Annotated in this window: 15 protein-coding genes; 12 read left to right on the forward strand and 3 right to left on the reverse strand. The window is 69.4% G+C overall.

Annotated features, from left to right (window positions below; translation table 11 throughout):
- Positions 1-47: 47 nt before the first annotated feature.
- The 12 genes from sufB (at position 48) to AAF430_06610 (ending at position 11318) form a co-directional block, all read left to right on the forward strand.
- Positions 48-1508 carry a Fe-S cluster assembly protein SufB gene (sufB, locus tag AAF430_06555; GenBank protein ID MEM7409875.1) on the forward strand — a complete coding sequence of 487 codons (1461 nt, stop codon included), beginning with the start codon at positions 48-50 and terminating at the stop codon, positions 1506-1508.
- Positions 1508-2272 carry a Fe-S cluster assembly ATPase SufC gene (gene sufC / locus AAF430_06560; GenBank protein MEM7409876.1) on the forward strand — a complete coding sequence of 255 codons (765 nt, stop codon included), beginning with the start codon at positions 1508-1510 and terminating at the stop codon, positions 2270-2272. The genes sufB and sufC overlap by 1 nt, the downstream gene beginning before the upstream one ends.
- On the forward strand, positions 2269-3603 hold the full coding sequence (sufD, locus tag AAF430_06565; protein ID MEM7409877.1) for a Fe-S cluster assembly protein SufD: 1335 nt from the start codon (positions 2269-2271) through the stop codon (positions 3601-3603). Before sufC ends, sufD begins: the two co-directional genes overlap by 4 nt.
- Positions 3600-4820 (forward strand): cysteine desulfurase, encoded by a 1221-nt coding sequence (locus AAF430_06570; GenBank protein MEM7409878.1) that lies wholly within the window; start codon positions 3600-3602, stop codon positions 4818-4820. The genes sufD and AAF430_06570 overlap by 4 nt, the downstream gene beginning before the upstream one ends.
- Positions 4820-5272: a Fe-S cluster assembly sulfur transfer protein SufU gene (sufU, locus tag AAF430_06575; GenBank protein ID MEM7409879.1), complete on the forward strand. Its 453-nt coding sequence runs from the start codon at positions 4820-4822 to the stop codon at positions 5270-5272. Before AAF430_06570 ends, sufU begins: the two co-directional genes overlap by 1 nt.
- 61 nt (positions 5273-5333) lie before the next feature.
- A complete protein-coding gene (locus AAF430_06580) occupies positions 5334-5705 on the forward strand; it encodes an iron-sulfur cluster assembly protein (GenBank protein MEM7409880.1) in 372 nt (123 codons plus the stop codon).
- A gap of 3 nt (positions 5706-5708) precedes the next feature.
- A complete protein-coding gene (locus tag AAF430_06585) occupies positions 5709-6836 on the forward strand; it encodes an MFS transporter (GenBank protein MEM7409881.1) in 1128 nt (375 codons plus the stop codon).
- Positions 6833-7675: an alpha/beta fold hydrolase gene (locus AAF430_06590; protein MEM7409882.1), complete on the forward strand. Its 843-nt coding sequence runs from the start codon at positions 6833-6835 to the stop codon at positions 7673-7675. The genes AAF430_06585 and AAF430_06590 overlap by 4 nt, the downstream gene beginning before the upstream one ends.
- Positions 7672-8151, forward strand: coding sequence for a GNAT family N-acetyltransferase (locus AAF430_06595; protein ID MEM7409883.1), 480 nt, complete (start codon positions 7672-7674; stop codon positions 8149-8151). The genes AAF430_06590 and AAF430_06595 overlap by 4 nt, the downstream gene beginning before the upstream one ends.
- 40 nt (positions 8152-8191) lie before the next feature.
- Positions 8192-9118 carry an NAD(P)H-binding protein gene (locus AAF430_06600; protein ID MEM7409884.1) on the forward strand — a complete coding sequence of 309 codons (927 nt, stop codon included), beginning with the start codon at positions 8192-8194 and terminating at the stop codon, positions 9116-9118.
- Complete coding sequence (locus tag AAF430_06605; GenBank protein MEM7409885.1) at positions 9115-10116, forward strand: hypothetical protein; 1002 nt, start codon at positions 9115-9117, stop codon at positions 10114-10116. The genes AAF430_06600 and AAF430_06605 overlap by 4 nt, the downstream gene beginning before the upstream one ends.
- A complete protein-coding gene (locus AAF430_06610) occupies positions 10113-11318 on the forward strand; it encodes a DUF1214 domain-containing protein (protein MEM7409886.1) in 1206 nt (401 codons plus the stop codon). Before AAF430_06605 ends, AAF430_06610 begins: the two co-directional genes overlap by 4 nt.
- 410 nt (positions 11319-11728) lie before the next feature.
- On the opposite strand, the gene AAF430_06615 is transcribed toward AAF430_06610, so the two are convergent.
- The 3 genes from AAF430_06615 to AAF430_06625 all read right to left on the reverse strand — a co-directional run bounded on the left by AAF430_06615 (position 11729) and on the right by AAF430_06625 (position 15190).
- Entirely contained in the window at positions 11729-13456 is a 1728-nt protein-coding gene (locus AAF430_06615; protein MEM7409887.1) for a proline--tRNA ligase, read from the reverse strand.
- 104 nt (positions 13457-13560) lie between these two features.
- The gene (locus AAF430_06620; GenBank protein ID MEM7409888.1) at positions 13561-14436 is read right to left on the reverse strand and encodes an aminotransferase class IV; all 876 of its coding nucleotides are present in this window, start codon (positions 14434-14436) and stop codon (positions 13561-13563) included.
- Positions 14429-15190, reverse strand: coding sequence for an IclR family transcriptional regulator (locus tag AAF430_06625; protein MEM7409889.1), 762 nt, complete (start codon positions 15188-15190; stop codon positions 14429-14431). The genes AAF430_06620 and AAF430_06625 overlap by 8 nt, the downstream gene beginning before the upstream one ends.
- Positions 15191-15210: the final 20 nt, after the last annotated feature.

Consider the following 15210-nt stretch of genomic DNA (forward strand, 5'->3'; position numbering starts at 1 on the left):
TTTCTCGTCCCTAGAACCCTCTCCCCTCACAGAGCAGGTCTCGCCACGTGTCCGAATCCGAAAACGCCACCCTCGAGCGACTCGCCAACCAGGAATACCAGTACGGCTTCGTCACGGACATCGAGTCCGAGTCGATTCCGCCGGGCCTGAACGAAGACGTCGTGCGCCTGATCTCGGCGAAGAAGGAAGAGCCCGAGTGGCTGCTCGAGTGGCGTCTCAAGGCGCTGCGTCGCTTCCTCGAGATGCTCGAGGAGAAGCACGAGCCGACCTGGGCCCAGGTCTCGTATCCGGAGATCGACTACCAGGACATCATCTACTACTCGGCCCCGAAGGCGAAGAAAGAGCTCGAGAGTCTCGACGAGGTCGACCCGGAGCTGCTCGCCACCTACGAGAAGCTCGGCATTTCTCTCTCGGAGCAGAAGCGCCTGTCGGGCGTGGCGGTCGATGCCGTGTTCGACAGCGTGTCGGTCGCGACCACCTTCAGGGGCGAGCTCGAGAAGCTCGGGATCATCTTCTGCTCCTTCTCAGAAGCGGTGAAGGAACACCCCGAGCTCATCCGGAAGTACCTGGGCAGCGTCGTGCCCTACTCGGACAACTTCTTCGCCTGCCTGAACTCGGCGGTCTTCAGTGACGGCTCGTTCGCCTACATCCCGAAGGGCGTGCGTTGCCCGATGGAGCTGTCGACCTACTTCCGGATCAACTCGGCGGGCACCGGCCAGTTCGAGCGTACGCTGCTCGTCGCCGACGAGGAGGCCTACGTCTCCTACCTCGAGGGCTGCACCGCCCCGATGCGCGACGAGAACCAGCTGCACGCCGCTGTGGTCGAGCTCGTCGCCCTCGACGATGCCGAGATCAAGTACTCGACGGTGCAGAACTGGTACCCGGGCGACAAGGAAGGCAAGGGCGGCATCTACAACTTCGTCACGAAGCGCGGTGCGTGCCGCGGCAAGCGCTCGAAGATCTCCTGGACCCAGGTCGAGACCGGGTCGGCGATCACCTGGAAGTACCCCTCGTGCATCCTGCAGGGGGACGACTCGGTGGGCGAGTTCTATTCGGTGGCGATGACCAACAACCGCCAGCAGGCCGACACCGGCACGAAGATGCTCCACATCGGCAAGAACACGAAGAGCACGATCATCTCGAAGGGCATCTCGGCGGGACGCGGTGAGCAGAGCTACCGCGGCCTGGTGCGGATCGGACCGAAGGCCACTGGCGCGCGGAACTACTCCCAGTGCGACTCGCTGCTGCTCGGCGACGAGTGCGGCGCCCACACCTTCCCCTATCTCGAGGTGAAGAACTCGGAGGCCACCGTCGAGCACGAGGCCACCACCAGCAAGATCGGTGAGGACCAGCTCTTCTACTGCATGCAGCGGGGCCTCTCGGAAGAAGACGCCGTCTCGATGATCGTGAACGGTTTCTGCAAGGAAGTCCTGCGCGAGCTCCCGATGGAGTTCGCCGTCGAAGCCCAGAATCTGCTGGGCGTGAGTCTCGAAGGAGCCGTGGGCTGATGGGTGACGCTCTTCTCTCTCTCGAATCGGTCCACGCCCGGGCGGGCGACGCCGACATCCTGAACGGGCTCGACCTCGAGATCCGTCCCGGCGAAGTGCACGCGATCATGGGGCCCAACGGCTCCGGCAAGAGCACGCTCGCCAATGTGCTCGCGGGGCGCCCGTCGGTGGAAGTCACCGGGGGCAACGTGCACTTCGAGGGTCAGGACCTGACCGCGCTCTCGGCCGAAGAACGCGCCCGCGCGGGCATCTTCCTGGCCTTCCAGTACCCGGTGGAGATCCCCGGCGTCGCGAACATGTACTTCCTGAAGGCCGCGCTCAACGCGGTACGCAGTGCCCGCGGTGAAGACGAGCTCGACGCCATGGACTTCCTGACCCTCGCCCGCGAGAAGATGAAGCTCGTCGAGATGGACGAGAAGCTGATGCAGCGCTCGGTGAACGAGGGCTTCTCGGGCGGCGAGAAGAAGCGCAACGAGATCCTGCAGATGGCGATCCTCGAACCGAAGCTCGCGATCCTCGACGAGACCGACTCGGGCCTCGACATCGACGCGCTGCGGATCGTCGCCGGCGGGGTCAACGCACTGCGCAGCCCCGACCGCTCGATGCTGCTGATCACCCACTACCAGCGCCTGCTCGACTACATCGTCCCCGACGTGGTGCACGTCCTCGCCGGCGGGAAGATCGTGAAGAGCGGCGGCAAGGAACTGGCCCTCGAGCTCGAAGAGAAGGGCTACGGCTGGGTCGAGGAAGCGAAGGCCGGATGAGCAGCCGACTCGACGACGCCCGCGACCGCTTCGTCGCGGACCACGCACCCTTCGTCGCCGCCCGCGGCGACGAGCCCGCCTGGCTCGCCGCGAAACGGCGCGACGCCATCGACCAGTTCGCGGCCCAGGGGCTGCCCCACACGCGGCTGGAAGAGTGGCGCTACACGAACCTCGCGCCGCTGGCCGAGCGCGTGTTGCAGCCGGCGACCGCCGCTTCGGTGGATCGCGCCCAGCTGGAAGCGCTCGCGACCCCGCTCTTCGCCTGCAGCCTGTTCGTGTTCGGGAACGGCCACGCCCAGCCCGAGCTCTCGAGCCAGCCCGAGCTGCCGGGTGGCGCGCGCTGCGACCGCCTCGCCGGGCTCTTCGAGGACGGCGCGAGCCCTCTCGAAGCGCGCCTCGACCACTACGTGGATCCGAAGCTCCACCCCTTCGCCGCGCTGAACTCGGCCTACCTCGCCGACGGCGCCCTGGTACGCGTGCCGCGCAATCACCGGGTCGAGCAGCCGGTGCACCTGGTGTTCGCGAGCGGCCTGGGTGACCGACCTCAGGCCACCCACCCGCGCGTCGTGATCGTCGCCGAGGCGGGCAGCGAGCTGACCCTGGTGCAGGACCACGTCAGCGCCGGCCAGACCCCCGGGTTCACCAACGCCGTGACCGAAGTCCACGTCGGCGCGGGCGCACGCGTGCGCGTGGTGCTGTTGCAGCGCGAGCACGACGACCAGATCCACGTCTCGAACCTCCAGGTACGCCAGGAACGCGACAGCCAGTTCTCGGCCCACACGCTCACTCTCGGAGGCCGGCTCGTCCGCAACGACGCCGGCATCGTGCTCGCCGACCGCGGGGCCGACTGCCAGCTCGACGGCCTCTTCGTCGGCGGTGGCGACGCCGTGATCGACAACCACACCGAAGTCGACCACGCGGTGCCCCACTGCACCAGCCGCGAGCTCTACAAGGGCGTCCTGGGCGGGAGCGCGCGCGGCGTCTTCCGCGGTCGCGTGATCGTGCGACCCGACGCCCAGAAGACCGCCGCCGAACAGTCGAACCCGAACCTGCTGCTCGGCGGCAAGGCCGAGGTGAACACGAAGCCTCAGCTCGAGATCTACGCCGACGACGTGAAGTGCAGCCACGGCTCGACCATCGGCCGCATCGACGAGAATGCGCTCTTCTACCTCCGCTCGCGCGCGATCGGCGAGGAGCGGGCCCGCGATCTGCTCACCCGCGCCTTCGCGCTGGAAGTGCTCGAACGCCTGCCCGGCCAGGCCCTGCAGGAAGGTCTCGACGACACGGTTCTCGACAGTCTGCGACGCGCCCGCCGCGAGGTGCCCGCATGAGCTTCGATGTCGCCGCAGTCCGGCGCGACTTCCCGATCCTCTCGCGCGAAGTGCGCGGCAAGCCGCTGGTGTTCCTGGACAGCGCGGCCAGCGCCCAGAAGCCGAAGGTGGTGGTCGACGCGATGAGCGACCTCTACCTGGCGCACTACGCCAACGTGCACCGCGGCGTCTACCAGCTTTCGGCCGAGGCCACCGACATGCTCGAGGCCGCGCGCGACAAGGTGGCGGCCTTCCTCGGCGCCAAGGATCGCCGCGAGATCATCTTCGTGCGCAACGCGACCGAAGCGCTGAACCTCGTCGCCTACAGCTACGCGCGCCACCACGTGGGTCCGGGCGACGAGATCCTGGTGACCCACATGGAGCACCACGCGAACTTCGTACCGTGGCAGGTGCTCTGCGAAGAGAAGGGAGCCACGCTGCGCGTGGCCCCGATCGACGACCGGGGCGTCCTGATCCTCGACGAGTTCGAGAAGCTGCTCTCGCCGCGCACGAAGCTCGCCGCCGTCGCCCACGTCTCGAACGTGCTCGGCACGATCAACCCGATGCGCCCGATCGCAGCGCGCTGCCGCGCCGCCGGCGTCCCGCTGGTCGTCGACGGCGCCCAGGCGGTCCCGCACCAGAAGGTCAACGTCCAGGAGCTCGACTGCGACTTCTACACCTTCTCGGGCCACAAGCTCTTCGGCCCCTCGGGCGTGGGCGTCTTGTGGGGACGCGCGGAGCTGCTGGAGGCCATGCCCCCGTTCATGACCGGCGGCTCGATGATCGCCTCGGTGACCCTCGAGAAGACCACCTTCGCCGACATTCCCCAGCGCTTCGAAGCGGGCACGCCCGACATTGGCTGCATCGTCGGCCTCGGCGCCGCGATCGACTACGTCGAGGGCCTCGGCCTCGACGCCGTCGCCCAGTACGAGCACGAACTCCTCGCCTACGCCGAAGAGCGTCTCGCCGAGGTGCCCGGTCTGCGCATCATCGGCACCGCGCCCCAGAAGGCCGCCGTACTGTCGCTGGTGATGGACGACGTCCACCCCCACGACCTGGGCACGATCCTCGACACCGAGGGCATCGCCGTCCGCACCGGCCACCACTGCGCCCAGCCGCTGATGGAACGCTTCGACGTCCCGGCGACGGCCCGGGCGTCGCTCGCGCTCTACAACGACAAGAGCGACGTCGACGCCCTGGTCGCCGGACTGCTTCATGCCCGCGAGGTCTTCGCCTGATGTCCGACGAGCTCCGTGAGCTCTACCAGTCCGTGATCCTCGACCACAACAAGCGGCCGCGGAACTTCGGCGCGCCGGAAGACGCGAATCGCCACGCCGAGGGTCACAACCCGCTGTGCGGCGATCAGCTGACCATCCACGTGACCCTCGCGGACGGCGTGGTGCAGGACGTCGGCTTCGAAGGCCAGGGCTGCGCGATCTCGAAGGCCTCGGCCTCGCTGATGACCGAGGCGGTGAAAGGCATGCCCGCAGACGAAGCGGAGCAGCTCTTCACGGCGTTTCACGACCTCGTCACCTCCGACCCGCGCAGCGAGCCGGAAGACGAGGGGCTCGGCAAGCTCGCCGTCTTCGGCGGCGTGCGCGAGTTCCCGATGCGCGTGAAGTGCGCGACCCTCTGCTGGCACACCCTGCGCTCGGCGCTCTCCGACGGCGACGTCGTCACTACCGAATAGTCGCTCCAGCTCCGTCGGAACACTCCGGCGGGGATTCTGGAGTCCCGCGAACGAGGACTGCATGGAACCCGAGGCGAACGAACCCGCCGGTCTCGACCACGACACGATCGTCGAAGCGCCGGACGCTCTGAAGACTGTCGGCGACGAGATCATCCAGCAGCTGAAGACGGTCTACGACCCGGAGATCCCGGTCGACATCTTCGAGCTCGGCCTGATCTACAAGGTCAAGCTCGACGACGCCGGCGGTGCGGCGATCAAGATGACCCTGACGTCGCCGATGTGTCCGGCCGCCGAGGAGCTGCCGCCGGAGGTCGAGACGAAGGCGCGCAACGTCGAAGGCGTGACATCGGTCGTGCTCGATCTCGTCTGGGACCCGCCGTGGAATCCGCAGATGATGTCCGAAGCGGCGAAACTCGAGCTCGGCATGCTCTGAGCGGTGTTCCCGCTCTGCTTCTTCGCATTCTTCGTCTTCGGCACGGTGCTCGTGCTGGTCGGGGCGAACCAGGCGAGCCTCGAGGCCGCACTCGCCCTCGACCTCGCCGAGAGCGGCCTGTTGGCGTCGGCGCTGGCGCTCGGACTCGGCGTGGGCGTGGTGGCCGCGGGTCCGATCTTCGACCGCTACCCGCGTCGGCCGCTCTTCGTCGGGGCCGCGCTGTTGGCCGCGGTGGCCCTGCTCGGGGTCGACGAGGGCATGTCCTACGGACGCTGGCTGGCGCATCTGGTCGCGCTGGGCGTCGGTATCGGGCTCTACGACACGCTGATCAGCGCGGTGGCAGTCCAACACTACGGCGCGCAGGCCGGGCGTCCCATGCTGATCTTGCACGGAGCGGCCACGCTCGGCGCCGTCGTCGCACCGCCGGTCGTGGCGTGGATCAGCGCCCAGGCCGATTTCACCCAGAGCTTCGCGGCGGTCGGCTGGGCCCACGTCGCGGTCGCGGCCTGGGCGGCCTGCGTCCCGCTGCCCGCACCGCCGCCGAGAACCCCCGACGACGAGACCGCTGCGTCGGATCCGCCGGGTTGGCATCGCTGGGCGCCGCTGGTTCCGCTGGCGCTGGTCGCCTTCGCCTACGTCGGCGTCGAGGCCGCGCTCACGATCTTCACCGTGCCCTACGCGCTCTTCCTCGGACTCGCCGAACGCGACGGGCAGCTCGGGATCAGCGGGCTCTGGCTCGGTCTCCTTGCCGGTCGGTTCGGGATGCTGGCGCTGCGCAATGCACTCGACCCGCGCGTGCTCTTCTTCGCGGGTGCCGGTTCCGCGCTGCTCTGGGCCGCCGCGACCTCGCTCGAGTGGACGGCCCTGTCGGGAGTGCTCTTCGGTGTGGGCGCGGCCCTCGGTAGCGTGTACCCGGTGATGATCGGTCTCGCGGGTCAACGGTATCCGGATGCGCGCGGCATGGCGGCCGGCTTGGCCGCCGGGGCGGGTGCGCTCGGGGGCTTCGCGATTCCGTGGGTCTCGGGCGCCCTCGCCGACCGCTTCGGCATCGTGCTGGGCTTCGGGAGCCTGGCACTATGGTGCGCGGTGGTCGCGGCGGCGGCCCTGTGGGCCCGGCGGAACGCGCGGTGAAGGCGCTCGTCGGCTTCGTCTTGGCGGGAGGACTGCTCTTGGGAGTGCTGTCGGGGTTCGTCGATCGGGTGCTCTTCCAACCCAGCCCGGGCGTCGACATCACGCCGGAAGCGCTCGGCATCTCCGCCGAATCGCTCTTCCTCGAAACCCGCGACGGCGTGCGGGTGCACGCGTTCTACCTGCCCGGCGCGCCGCGGCGCGATCGCGCCCTGCTCTTCCTCCACGGGAACGCGGGGAACGCGAGCCATCGGCTCCCGAACGCGGCCCAGCTCGCCCGCCTCGGGTCCGACGTGCTGCTCCTCGACTACCGCGGCTACGGGCTCAGTGAGGGAACACCGAGCGAAGCGGGGACCGCCGAGGACGCGCGCGCCGCACTCGCACACCTCACGACCGAGCGCGGCTTCGCGCCCGAACGCATCGTGCTCTTCGGACGCTCGCTGGGCGGTGCCGTGGCTGTGGAGCTGGCCCAGGATCGCCCCCTCGCCGGTGTGATCCTCGAGAGCACCTTCACGAGCGTCGCCGACATGGCGCGCACCCTGCTCGGCCCGCTCGGCGCCGCGATCCGCGGTTTCCCGTCGGATGAGCGCGTGGGCCAGCTGCGCGCGCCGCTGCTCTCCTTCCACGGGGACCGCGACGAGATCGTGCCCTTCGCGCTCGGCCAGCGCCTGTTCGAGGTCGCGCCCGAACCGAAGAGCTTCGAGACGATCGTCGGCGCGGGCCACAACGACACCGTGGAGGTCGGGGGTGCGCCGTATTTCGCGCGCATCGAGCGTTTCCTCGATGCGGTGGCACCCCCCGCTACACCTGGCGAAGCGAAACCCAACGAGGCTCCCGAATGAGCGAGACCCAGGTCCGCGAGGCAGATCTCGACGACCCCGCCGAGGTCGCGGCGGTGGTCGAAATCATCGACTCCTACGCGCGCGGTCCCGGCGGCCGCAACCAGGCCCTGTCGGAGGCGGAGCGCGCCGCGATGGGTCCTGGCCTGCGTGCCCACCCGGCCGCCTTCGTGCTGCTCGCCTACCGCGGCGACGGCGCCGTGGGCGTCGCGGTGTGCGTGTGGGGCTTCTCCACCTTCGCGGGGAAACCGTCGCTCAACGTGCACGATCTCGCGGTACTGCCCGACCATCAGGGCCAGGGCGTCGGCCAGGCGCTGCTCGCGGAAGCCGAACGGCGCCTCGTGGCGCGCGACGGCTGCAAGCTGACCCTCGAGGTCCACGACTCGAACGAGGGCGCGAAGCGGCTCTACCGACGCTTCGGCTTCGGGCCCTGGGAACCCGCGACGCTCTTCGTGTCGAAACCGGTTGGTGGCGCGTGATCGCCCGAAGACCCCCGCACTTCGGGTATGCTGCGCCGCAGTGAGCGAGACCTCCCCCCTCCTCGTCACGGGCGCCAACGGCCACCTGGGTCGTCGGATCTGCCAGCGCATCGCCGATTCCGCGAGCGGCCGACCGGTGCGCGCGCTGGTGCGCTCGGAACGCGCGGCGGGGCAGCTGCAGGCCTTGCCCGACGCCGCGCGCCCCGAGATCCGCATCGTGGACTACGCCGATGCGTCCCAGCTGAGCGAGGCGGCGACGGGCTGCGATGCCGCGATCCATCTGGTCGGCATCCTCAAGGAGACGAAGCACAACCGCTACGAGAACGCGCACGAACGCCCCTGCGAAGCACTCGCGCAGGCGGCCGAAGCCGCGGGGCTCCGCCGTGTCGTATCGCTTTCCATCCTCGGTTCCGACGAGCGCTCGTCGAACGCCTGCCTCGCATCACGCGCACGCGCCGACTCGATCCTGCTCGCCGCGAAGACGCCAGCGGTCGTGATCCGGGTGCCGATGGTGCTCGGCGAGGGCGACGCCGCGTCGGCGGCGCTCCTGCGTCAGTCGAAGGGCCCCAGCACGAAGCTCGTGCGCGGAGGGGCCACCCTCGAACAACCGATCGCCGCGCGCGACGTCGTGTCGGCGCTCCTCGCTGCCGTCGACCGCCCGGGCATCGAAGACCGGGTCCTCGACCTGGCCGGCCCCGAGTCGCTCTCGCACCGCGAGCTCGTGCTGCGCGCGGCCAACGTGCTGGGCACCGAAGTCACGATCGGCAGCCTGCCCGGCGCGGCAGCGAAGGGCTTCGCCTGGCTGATGGAGAAGCTGAGCAGCGACCCGCCGCTCACGTCGGCCATGCTCGGCGTCCTCGAGCACGACGATCAGATCGATCCCTCCCCGGCCTGCGAGCAGCTCGGGATCACCTTGACTCCCCTCGACGACGCCCTGCGCGAGGCGTTCGCGGAGACCCCTGCATGAGCGACGTCGCCGCCGGCCCCCCGTCCGAGAACGAGGCCACCGGCCCGAAGGAAGCCCCCGCCTGGCAGCGCGCGCTGCCCTGGCTGTTGACGCTGATCTGCTTCGGCTGGCTCTACAACCGCATCTCCGGCGCCGCCGCGCGGGAGGGCCAGGAAGTCCTGCCCTACCTGCTCGGTGTCTTCGCGAGCGTCAGCTGGGGTCATTGGCTCGCGCTGATGATCCCGTACTCGGCCTTCTTCTTCCTGGTCGACTCGACGGTGGTCTGGCGGATCGTCAACTGGTTCAACGCGAAGGTGCCGTGGACCGACATCCTGCCGATCCGCGCGAGCGCCTACATCATCTCGATTCTGAACGAGCAGGTCGGCAAGGGCGCGATGGCCCTCTACCTCAACCGGCGCCACGGCGTCCCGGGGTGGGAAGTCGGGTCGTCGATGCTCTTCATCATGTTCTGCGAGTTCCTCTACCTGACCTTCTGGGCGGTGGTGGGCTACTCGATCGCCGGCGACCAGCTTCCGAGCCAGTTCGCGTTGGTGCCGTGGATCGGCGCGGGCGCGCTCCTCGTCTTCGTCGTGTGGGTGGCCTACTTCCGCGGCTGGATCCTGCAGGGAGTGACGCTGCGCGAGAAGCCGATCTTGAAGGCCTTCCGCGAAGCGAATCCGTTGCAGTACGTGATCGTCGCGGCGATCCGCTCGCCCGCGCTGCTGGCCGCGGTCGTCGTCTACACCCTCGCGCTGCGCCTGTTCGGGGTGGACGCCAACTTCATCGACATGCTGGGCGTCCTGCCCGTGATCTTCTTCGCCGCCGCCGTCCCGACGCCGATGCGCGCGGCCGCCATCACGATCTGGGTGGTGCTTTTCCCCGAGAACTCGGCCCAGATGACCGCCTTCGGCCTCGTGATGCACAACTTCTTCATCTTCTTCAACGCGCTGATCGGCCTGCTCTTCCTGCGCCGCGCCAACCGCGAGCTGCTCGCCGATCCAGTGGAAGCCCGCGCGTGAAGCGACGCGACTTCCTGAAGACGGGTGCCGCCGCCGGCGCGCTGCCGTGGATGGGCGTGCTCGCAGCCCAGGCTGCGCAGGCCGACGATCACGGCGATGCCTCCGCGGCGGCCTTCGCCGAGCTGGCCGAGCTCCTCGGCCAGATCGAACGGGACTTCATCGGGCCCGAGCGGCGCATGAACACCGCCGACGAGCGGGCCGCCGGGCGCTTCTTCCTCGCCCACGCGGTGCAGCATGCGTTCCAGTTCTGGTTCGAGGCCGACGGCAAGCGCCCGATGTTCCGACGCTGGCACACCCTCGACAAGAAACTCCTGGGCGACAACCCGGACGCCGTCTACTACGGCTCGCCGATCGACCCCAGCGGGTCCTACCGCATCCACGGCAACGTCCACGGCGCCACCTACACTTCGTTCACGATCGAAGGCGGCAACGCGGACGGCGGCCCGTCGAAGCGCCTGGTCTCGACGCTCAACGACACCGAGTTCGATGTCGCGCCCGACGGCAGCTACGAGATCCTGCTGTCCGCGCAGGAACCCGCGAGCGGCCCGCGCAACTGGCTGCGGCTCGAACCCGACGCCGGCGCCATCACGACGCGCCACTACTTCGAGTGGGAACGTTCGGCGGCCGCCGATCCGACCCTGCACATGCCGATCTGGATCGAGCCCGAGGAGTCCCCCGGCCCCGCGCCCGTGATGGACGACGCCGCCGTGGCCGCAGGCGTACGGCGCGCGATCCGCTTCCTGCGCAGCGTGACCGTCGACTTCCCCAACTTCACCCCGGAGCAGCAGCCGCCCTGGGTGTCGGCGAAGCCGAACCAGTTCACGAACCCGAAGCCCGACGCCGGCAATGTCGAGATTGGCTACGCGGCGAAGGACAACGTCTACCGACAGGCGGTCTACCTGCTCCAGCCGAACCAGGCGCTCGAGATCCGCGGACGGTTCCCACGCTGTCGCTTCGCGAACGTGATGCTCTGGAACATGCACCTGCAGACGCCGCCCTACCGCTACCGGCAGGTGTCGCTCAACCGCAAGCAGGTCCAGTACGAGAGCGACGGCTCCTTCAAGATCGTCATCGCGCACGAGGACCCGGGCACGCCCAACTGGCTCGACACCGCCGGCCAACCCATGGGCACCATCTTCTGGCGCTTCCTCCTCCCCGACGAAGCCCCGACCGCCCTCCGCACCCGCGTCGTCCGCTTGTAGCGCGACGGCGCGAAGCGCCGTCGCCCCCCCTCCCACGCCGCTCCCCATCGTGCGTCCCCGCGGCGGCCGGCGCCGACTCGAGCCACGCAGCGCGCCGCGGCGGAACCGTCGACACTCGCCGTTCGGCGTCGCCAGACGCCGAACCGTCGCGAAGCGACGCACCCACGCACGCGCGATCTCGAAAGTCCGCGCAAAGGAAACCCGCACGGTAGGTCGGCGGGTCGTGTCCCGAAGCGGAACTCAGCGCAGCAGGAAACGCCACTCGAAGAGAGAACGCCGGTAGGCCACCGAGTGCCGACGCGACGCCGAGCCCCAGGCGAGCCATTCCGCGGAGGGACGACGACCCGCCGACCGCCCCCCCTCGAACTCCGCGTCGACTCCCATCCGGCGCGGGCGTCAGCCGACCGACGCTAGGCGTTCGGCGCGAACGACCGCTCTTCGAGCACCGCCTCGGCCACCGTCGCAGCCGCCTTCTGCAGATCGACCTGGCGCGCGTCTCCGCCGCGGCGACGCACGATCTCGGCCTTTCCTTCGGCGACCCCCTTCGGCCCGACCGTTACGCGATACGGAATCCCGATCAGATCGGCATCCTTGAACTTCACGCCCGGCCGTTCCTCACGATCGTCGAGCAGCACCTCGATCCCCGCCGCCACGAGCGCGTCGTAGATCTGACCGCCCGCCTCGCTCGTGGCCTCGTCCTTCGGCTTCACCACCGTGACGACGACCTCGTAGGGCGCCACCGAAACCGGCCACACGATGCCGTTCTCGTCGTGGCAGCGTTCGACCACCGCGGCCATGCCGCGCTCGATGCCGATGCCATAGGAGCCCATGATCACCGGCCGGTTCTGGCCCGACTCGTCCTGGACGTTCGCGCCCATCGCCTCGCTGTACCTCGTGCCCAGCTTGAAGATGTGGCCGACCTCGATGGTCTTCACCACACGCAGCGGGTCGCCACAGCTCGGGCAGCCTTCGCCTTCCGAGACTTCGCGCAAGTCGAGCCAGTACTTCACCGACAGGTCTCGCTGCACGTCGACGCCGCGCAGGTGGAAGCCGTCCTCGTTGGCACCCGTCGTCATGTTGCGGCGCTCATCGAGCGCGAAGTCGGCGATCACCGTGAGCTGGTCGACGCCGACGGCGCCGAGGCTACCGGCGCTCGCGCCGAGCGCGGCGCGGATCTCGGCCTCGTTGGCGGGCCGGATCTCCTGGGCCTCGACCTGGTCCAACAGCTTCTGCTCCGAGAGCGCATGGTCGCCGCGCACCAGCAGCAGGACGGTCCCACCGTCGACGACGTAGACGAGCGTCTTGATCTGACGATCAGCGGGCGCACCGCCCTCGAAGTTCGCCAAGGCGTCGATGGTCTTGATGCCGGGCGTCGCGAACTTCTCGGGGGCCTCCGCGCCGGCGCCGTCGTCGATCTGGGGGAGCTGGGACGTCGCCTTCTCGACGTTCGCCGCGTAGCCGCAGGTCCCGCAGGTCGCGACGAGGTCTTCGCCCGCGTCGCTCTCGACCATGAACTCGATCGATTCGCTCCCGCCCATGCTTCCCGACGACGCTTCGACGGCGAGCACTTCGACGCCGCAGCGACCGAAGATCCGACGGTAGGCCTCGAAGTGCCGCTGGAAGGCCGAGTCCAGACCGTCCTGCGCGACGTCGAGCGAGTACGAGTCCTTCATGGTGAACTCGCGCACGCGCAAGACGCCCGACTTCGGACGCGGCTCGTCGCGGAACTTCGTCTGGATCTGGTACCAGATCTGAGGCAGCTGCTTGTAGCTGCGCAGCTCGGTCGCCAGCGTCGCGAAGACCTCTTCGTGGGTCATGCCGAGCGCCGTGTCGGCGCCCTTGCGGTCGACGAGACGGAACATCTCGTCGCCCATCGCTTCCCAACGACCCGACTGCTTCCACAGGTCGGCCGGGTGCAGCGCCGGCAGCTTGAACTCCTGGGCGCCGATGTGGTCCATCTCTTCGCGAACGATGTTCGTGATCTTGTGACACACCCGCTGAGCGAGCGGCAGGAGCGAGTACGCACCCGCCATCAGCTGACGTACGTAGCCCGCGCGCACGAGCAACTTGTGACTCACCGCCTCGGCATCGGCGGGGTCGTCGCGCAGGGTGGGAATGAAGGCCTCGGACCAGCGCACGGCGCACCTCTCGAAGGGGAGGGAACGGGAAGGCTAGCAGGGGCTGCGGAAGCCCGCGGCGAGTCTGGCTTCGAACGCCGCACCCTCGAAGGGAGCGCCCTGCCCTAGAACGGGACGCCCATGCCGGGCGCGGCGGCGACGAAGGCCGTGCGCAGCTGTTCGTAGACCGGACCCGGCCTGCCGATCGTCTCGCCATCGAGGCTGCGCACCGGCACGAGACCGGCGCCGCTGCCGGTGAGGAAGGCCTCGCTCGATGCGAAGAGATCGAAGCGACCGAGCGTGCGCTCTTCGGCGCGGATCTCGCTCTGGCGCGCGAGCTCGAGGATCGTGCGTCGAGTGATGCCCTCGAGCGCGCCGTCGGTGGGCGGGGGGGTCAGGAGCACGCCGTCGCGGACGCAGAAGAGGTTCGCCACGGCGGCCTCGGCGATGTCTCCCCGCGCGTTCAGCAAGAGCGCTTCGTCGGCGCCGCGCAGCCGCGCCTCCCGCTTGGCCAGCACGTTGTTCAGGTAGTTGAGGCTCTTTACGCGCGGGTCGAGGACGTCGGGGCCCGGACGCCGACCACTCACGGTGACCAGGTCGAGGCCGGCGGCGAGCTTCTCGGGCTCGAAGAGCCGGATGTGGTCGACGATGCAGATGAGGCGAGGGGTATGGCAGGTGGTGGGGTCGACGCCGAGGGCTCCCTCGCCGCGCGTGGCGATCAAACGCACGTAGGCTTCGTCTTCCCCGAAGGCGGCGGCGGCCTCGAGCACGGCGGCGCGTGCGGCGGCGGTTCCGCCCGGAAGCGCCAGGCCGATGGCCTTGGCCGCGACCGCGAAGCGGGCGAGGTGATCGTCGAGCCGGAACACGCGACGCGCGACGATCCGGATCCCCTCGAAGATCCCGTCGCCGTAGAGCAGCCCGTGATCGGTGACGGGGATGCGCGCTTCGCCGAGCGGCATCACGCGACCGTCGAGCCAGGCCTGGGGCGCCGGGCTAGACATCGTCCGTCTCCGATCGCATCTCTCCCGAGAGACGTGCGGCGATCTCGTCGGCGGCGCGACGCACCCGGGCGTCGATCGCGTGGTCCGAGAACGACGCGAGCCGCGGGGTCGGCGCGCCGAGCGCCAGCGCGCCGAGCATGCGCCCCCGCACCAGGATCGGGGCCGCCACGACCGACAACCCGGCGATCCACTCTTCGCGGCTGCGCGCCAGGCCACTGCGTCGCGCGCGCTCGACCTGCTTCTCGAGCGCGGCCGCGTCGGCGGGCGTGCGCGCCGTGAAGCGTTCGGGGCGGGCGTCGGGCTCGACGGCGCCCGGGTCGAAGGCGAGGAAGAGCTTTCCCGTCGCCGTCGCGTGCACCGGGACCGTCGCACCCACCTGGGGCGACGCGCGCAGGAACCCGGTGCCCTCGGCCTTGTCGAGCACCACGAGCTGCCCGGCGCGGGCGGCCACGAGAAAGAAGGTCTCGCCGAGCGCAGCGGCTTCCGACGCCAACACGCCACGGGCGGCGGCGACCAGGGGCTCGCGGTCGAGGGCACCGAGCCCGAGGGCCACCAACCCGAGCCCCGGCGCATAGCGTCCGCGATCGTCGCGCTGGACCAGACCGCGCCGCACGAGCGACGCGAGCAGACGATGGGCACTCGACTTCGGAAGCCCGAGATCGCGGCCGAGTTGGGTCACGCCCAACGGCAGCGGCGCCGCGTGGAGGTGAAAGAGCACGTCGACCGCCTTCTCGACGCTGGTCAGGGCGTTCATGGGGGCTCCAGAAGAATCGA

Source organism: Myxococcota bacterium (assembly GCA_039030075.1).
Classification (GTDB): Bacteria; Myxococcota_A; UBA9160; order UBA9160; family SMWR01; genus JAHEJV01.

What these genes read in the sequence shown, in the direction of transcription:
- AAF430_06580 (MEM7409880.1), top strand. Translation starts at nt 5,334, where the DNA reads ATGGAACCCGAGGCGAACGAACCCGCCGGTCTCGACCACGACACGATC.
- sufD (MEM7409877.1), top strand. Translation starts at nt 2,269, where the DNA reads ATGAGCAGCCGACTCGACGACGCCCGCGACCGCTTCGTCGCGGACCAC.
- AAF430_06605 (MEM7409885.1), top strand. Translation starts at nt 9,115, where the DNA reads ATGAGCGACGTCGCCGCCGGCCCCCCGTCCGAGAACGAGGCCACCGGC.
- sufU (MEM7409879.1), top strand. Translation starts at nt 4,820, where the DNA reads ATGTCCGACGAGCTCCGTGAGCTCTACCAGTCCGTGATCCTCGACCAC.
- sufC (MEM7409876.1), top strand. Translation starts at nt 1,508, where the DNA reads ATGGGTGACGCTCTTCTCTCTCTCGAATCGGTCCACGCCCGGGCGGGC.
- AAF430_06595 (MEM7409883.1), top strand. Translation starts at nt 7,672, where the DNA reads ATGAGCGAGACCCAGGTCCGCGAGGCAGATCTCGACGACCCCGCCGAG.
- AAF430_06620 (MEM7409888.1), bottom strand. Translation starts at nt 14,436, where the DNA reads ATGTCTAGCCCGGCGCCCCAGGCCTGGCTCGACGGTCGCGTGATGCCG.
- AAF430_06625 (MEM7409889.1), bottom strand. Translation starts at nt 15,190, where the DNA reads ATGAACGCCCTGACCAGCGTCGAGAAGGCGGTCGACGTGCTCTTTCAC.
- AAF430_06570 (MEM7409878.1), top strand. Translation starts at nt 3,600, where the DNA reads ATGAGCTTCGATGTCGCCGCAGTCCGGCGCGACTTCCCGATCCTCTCG.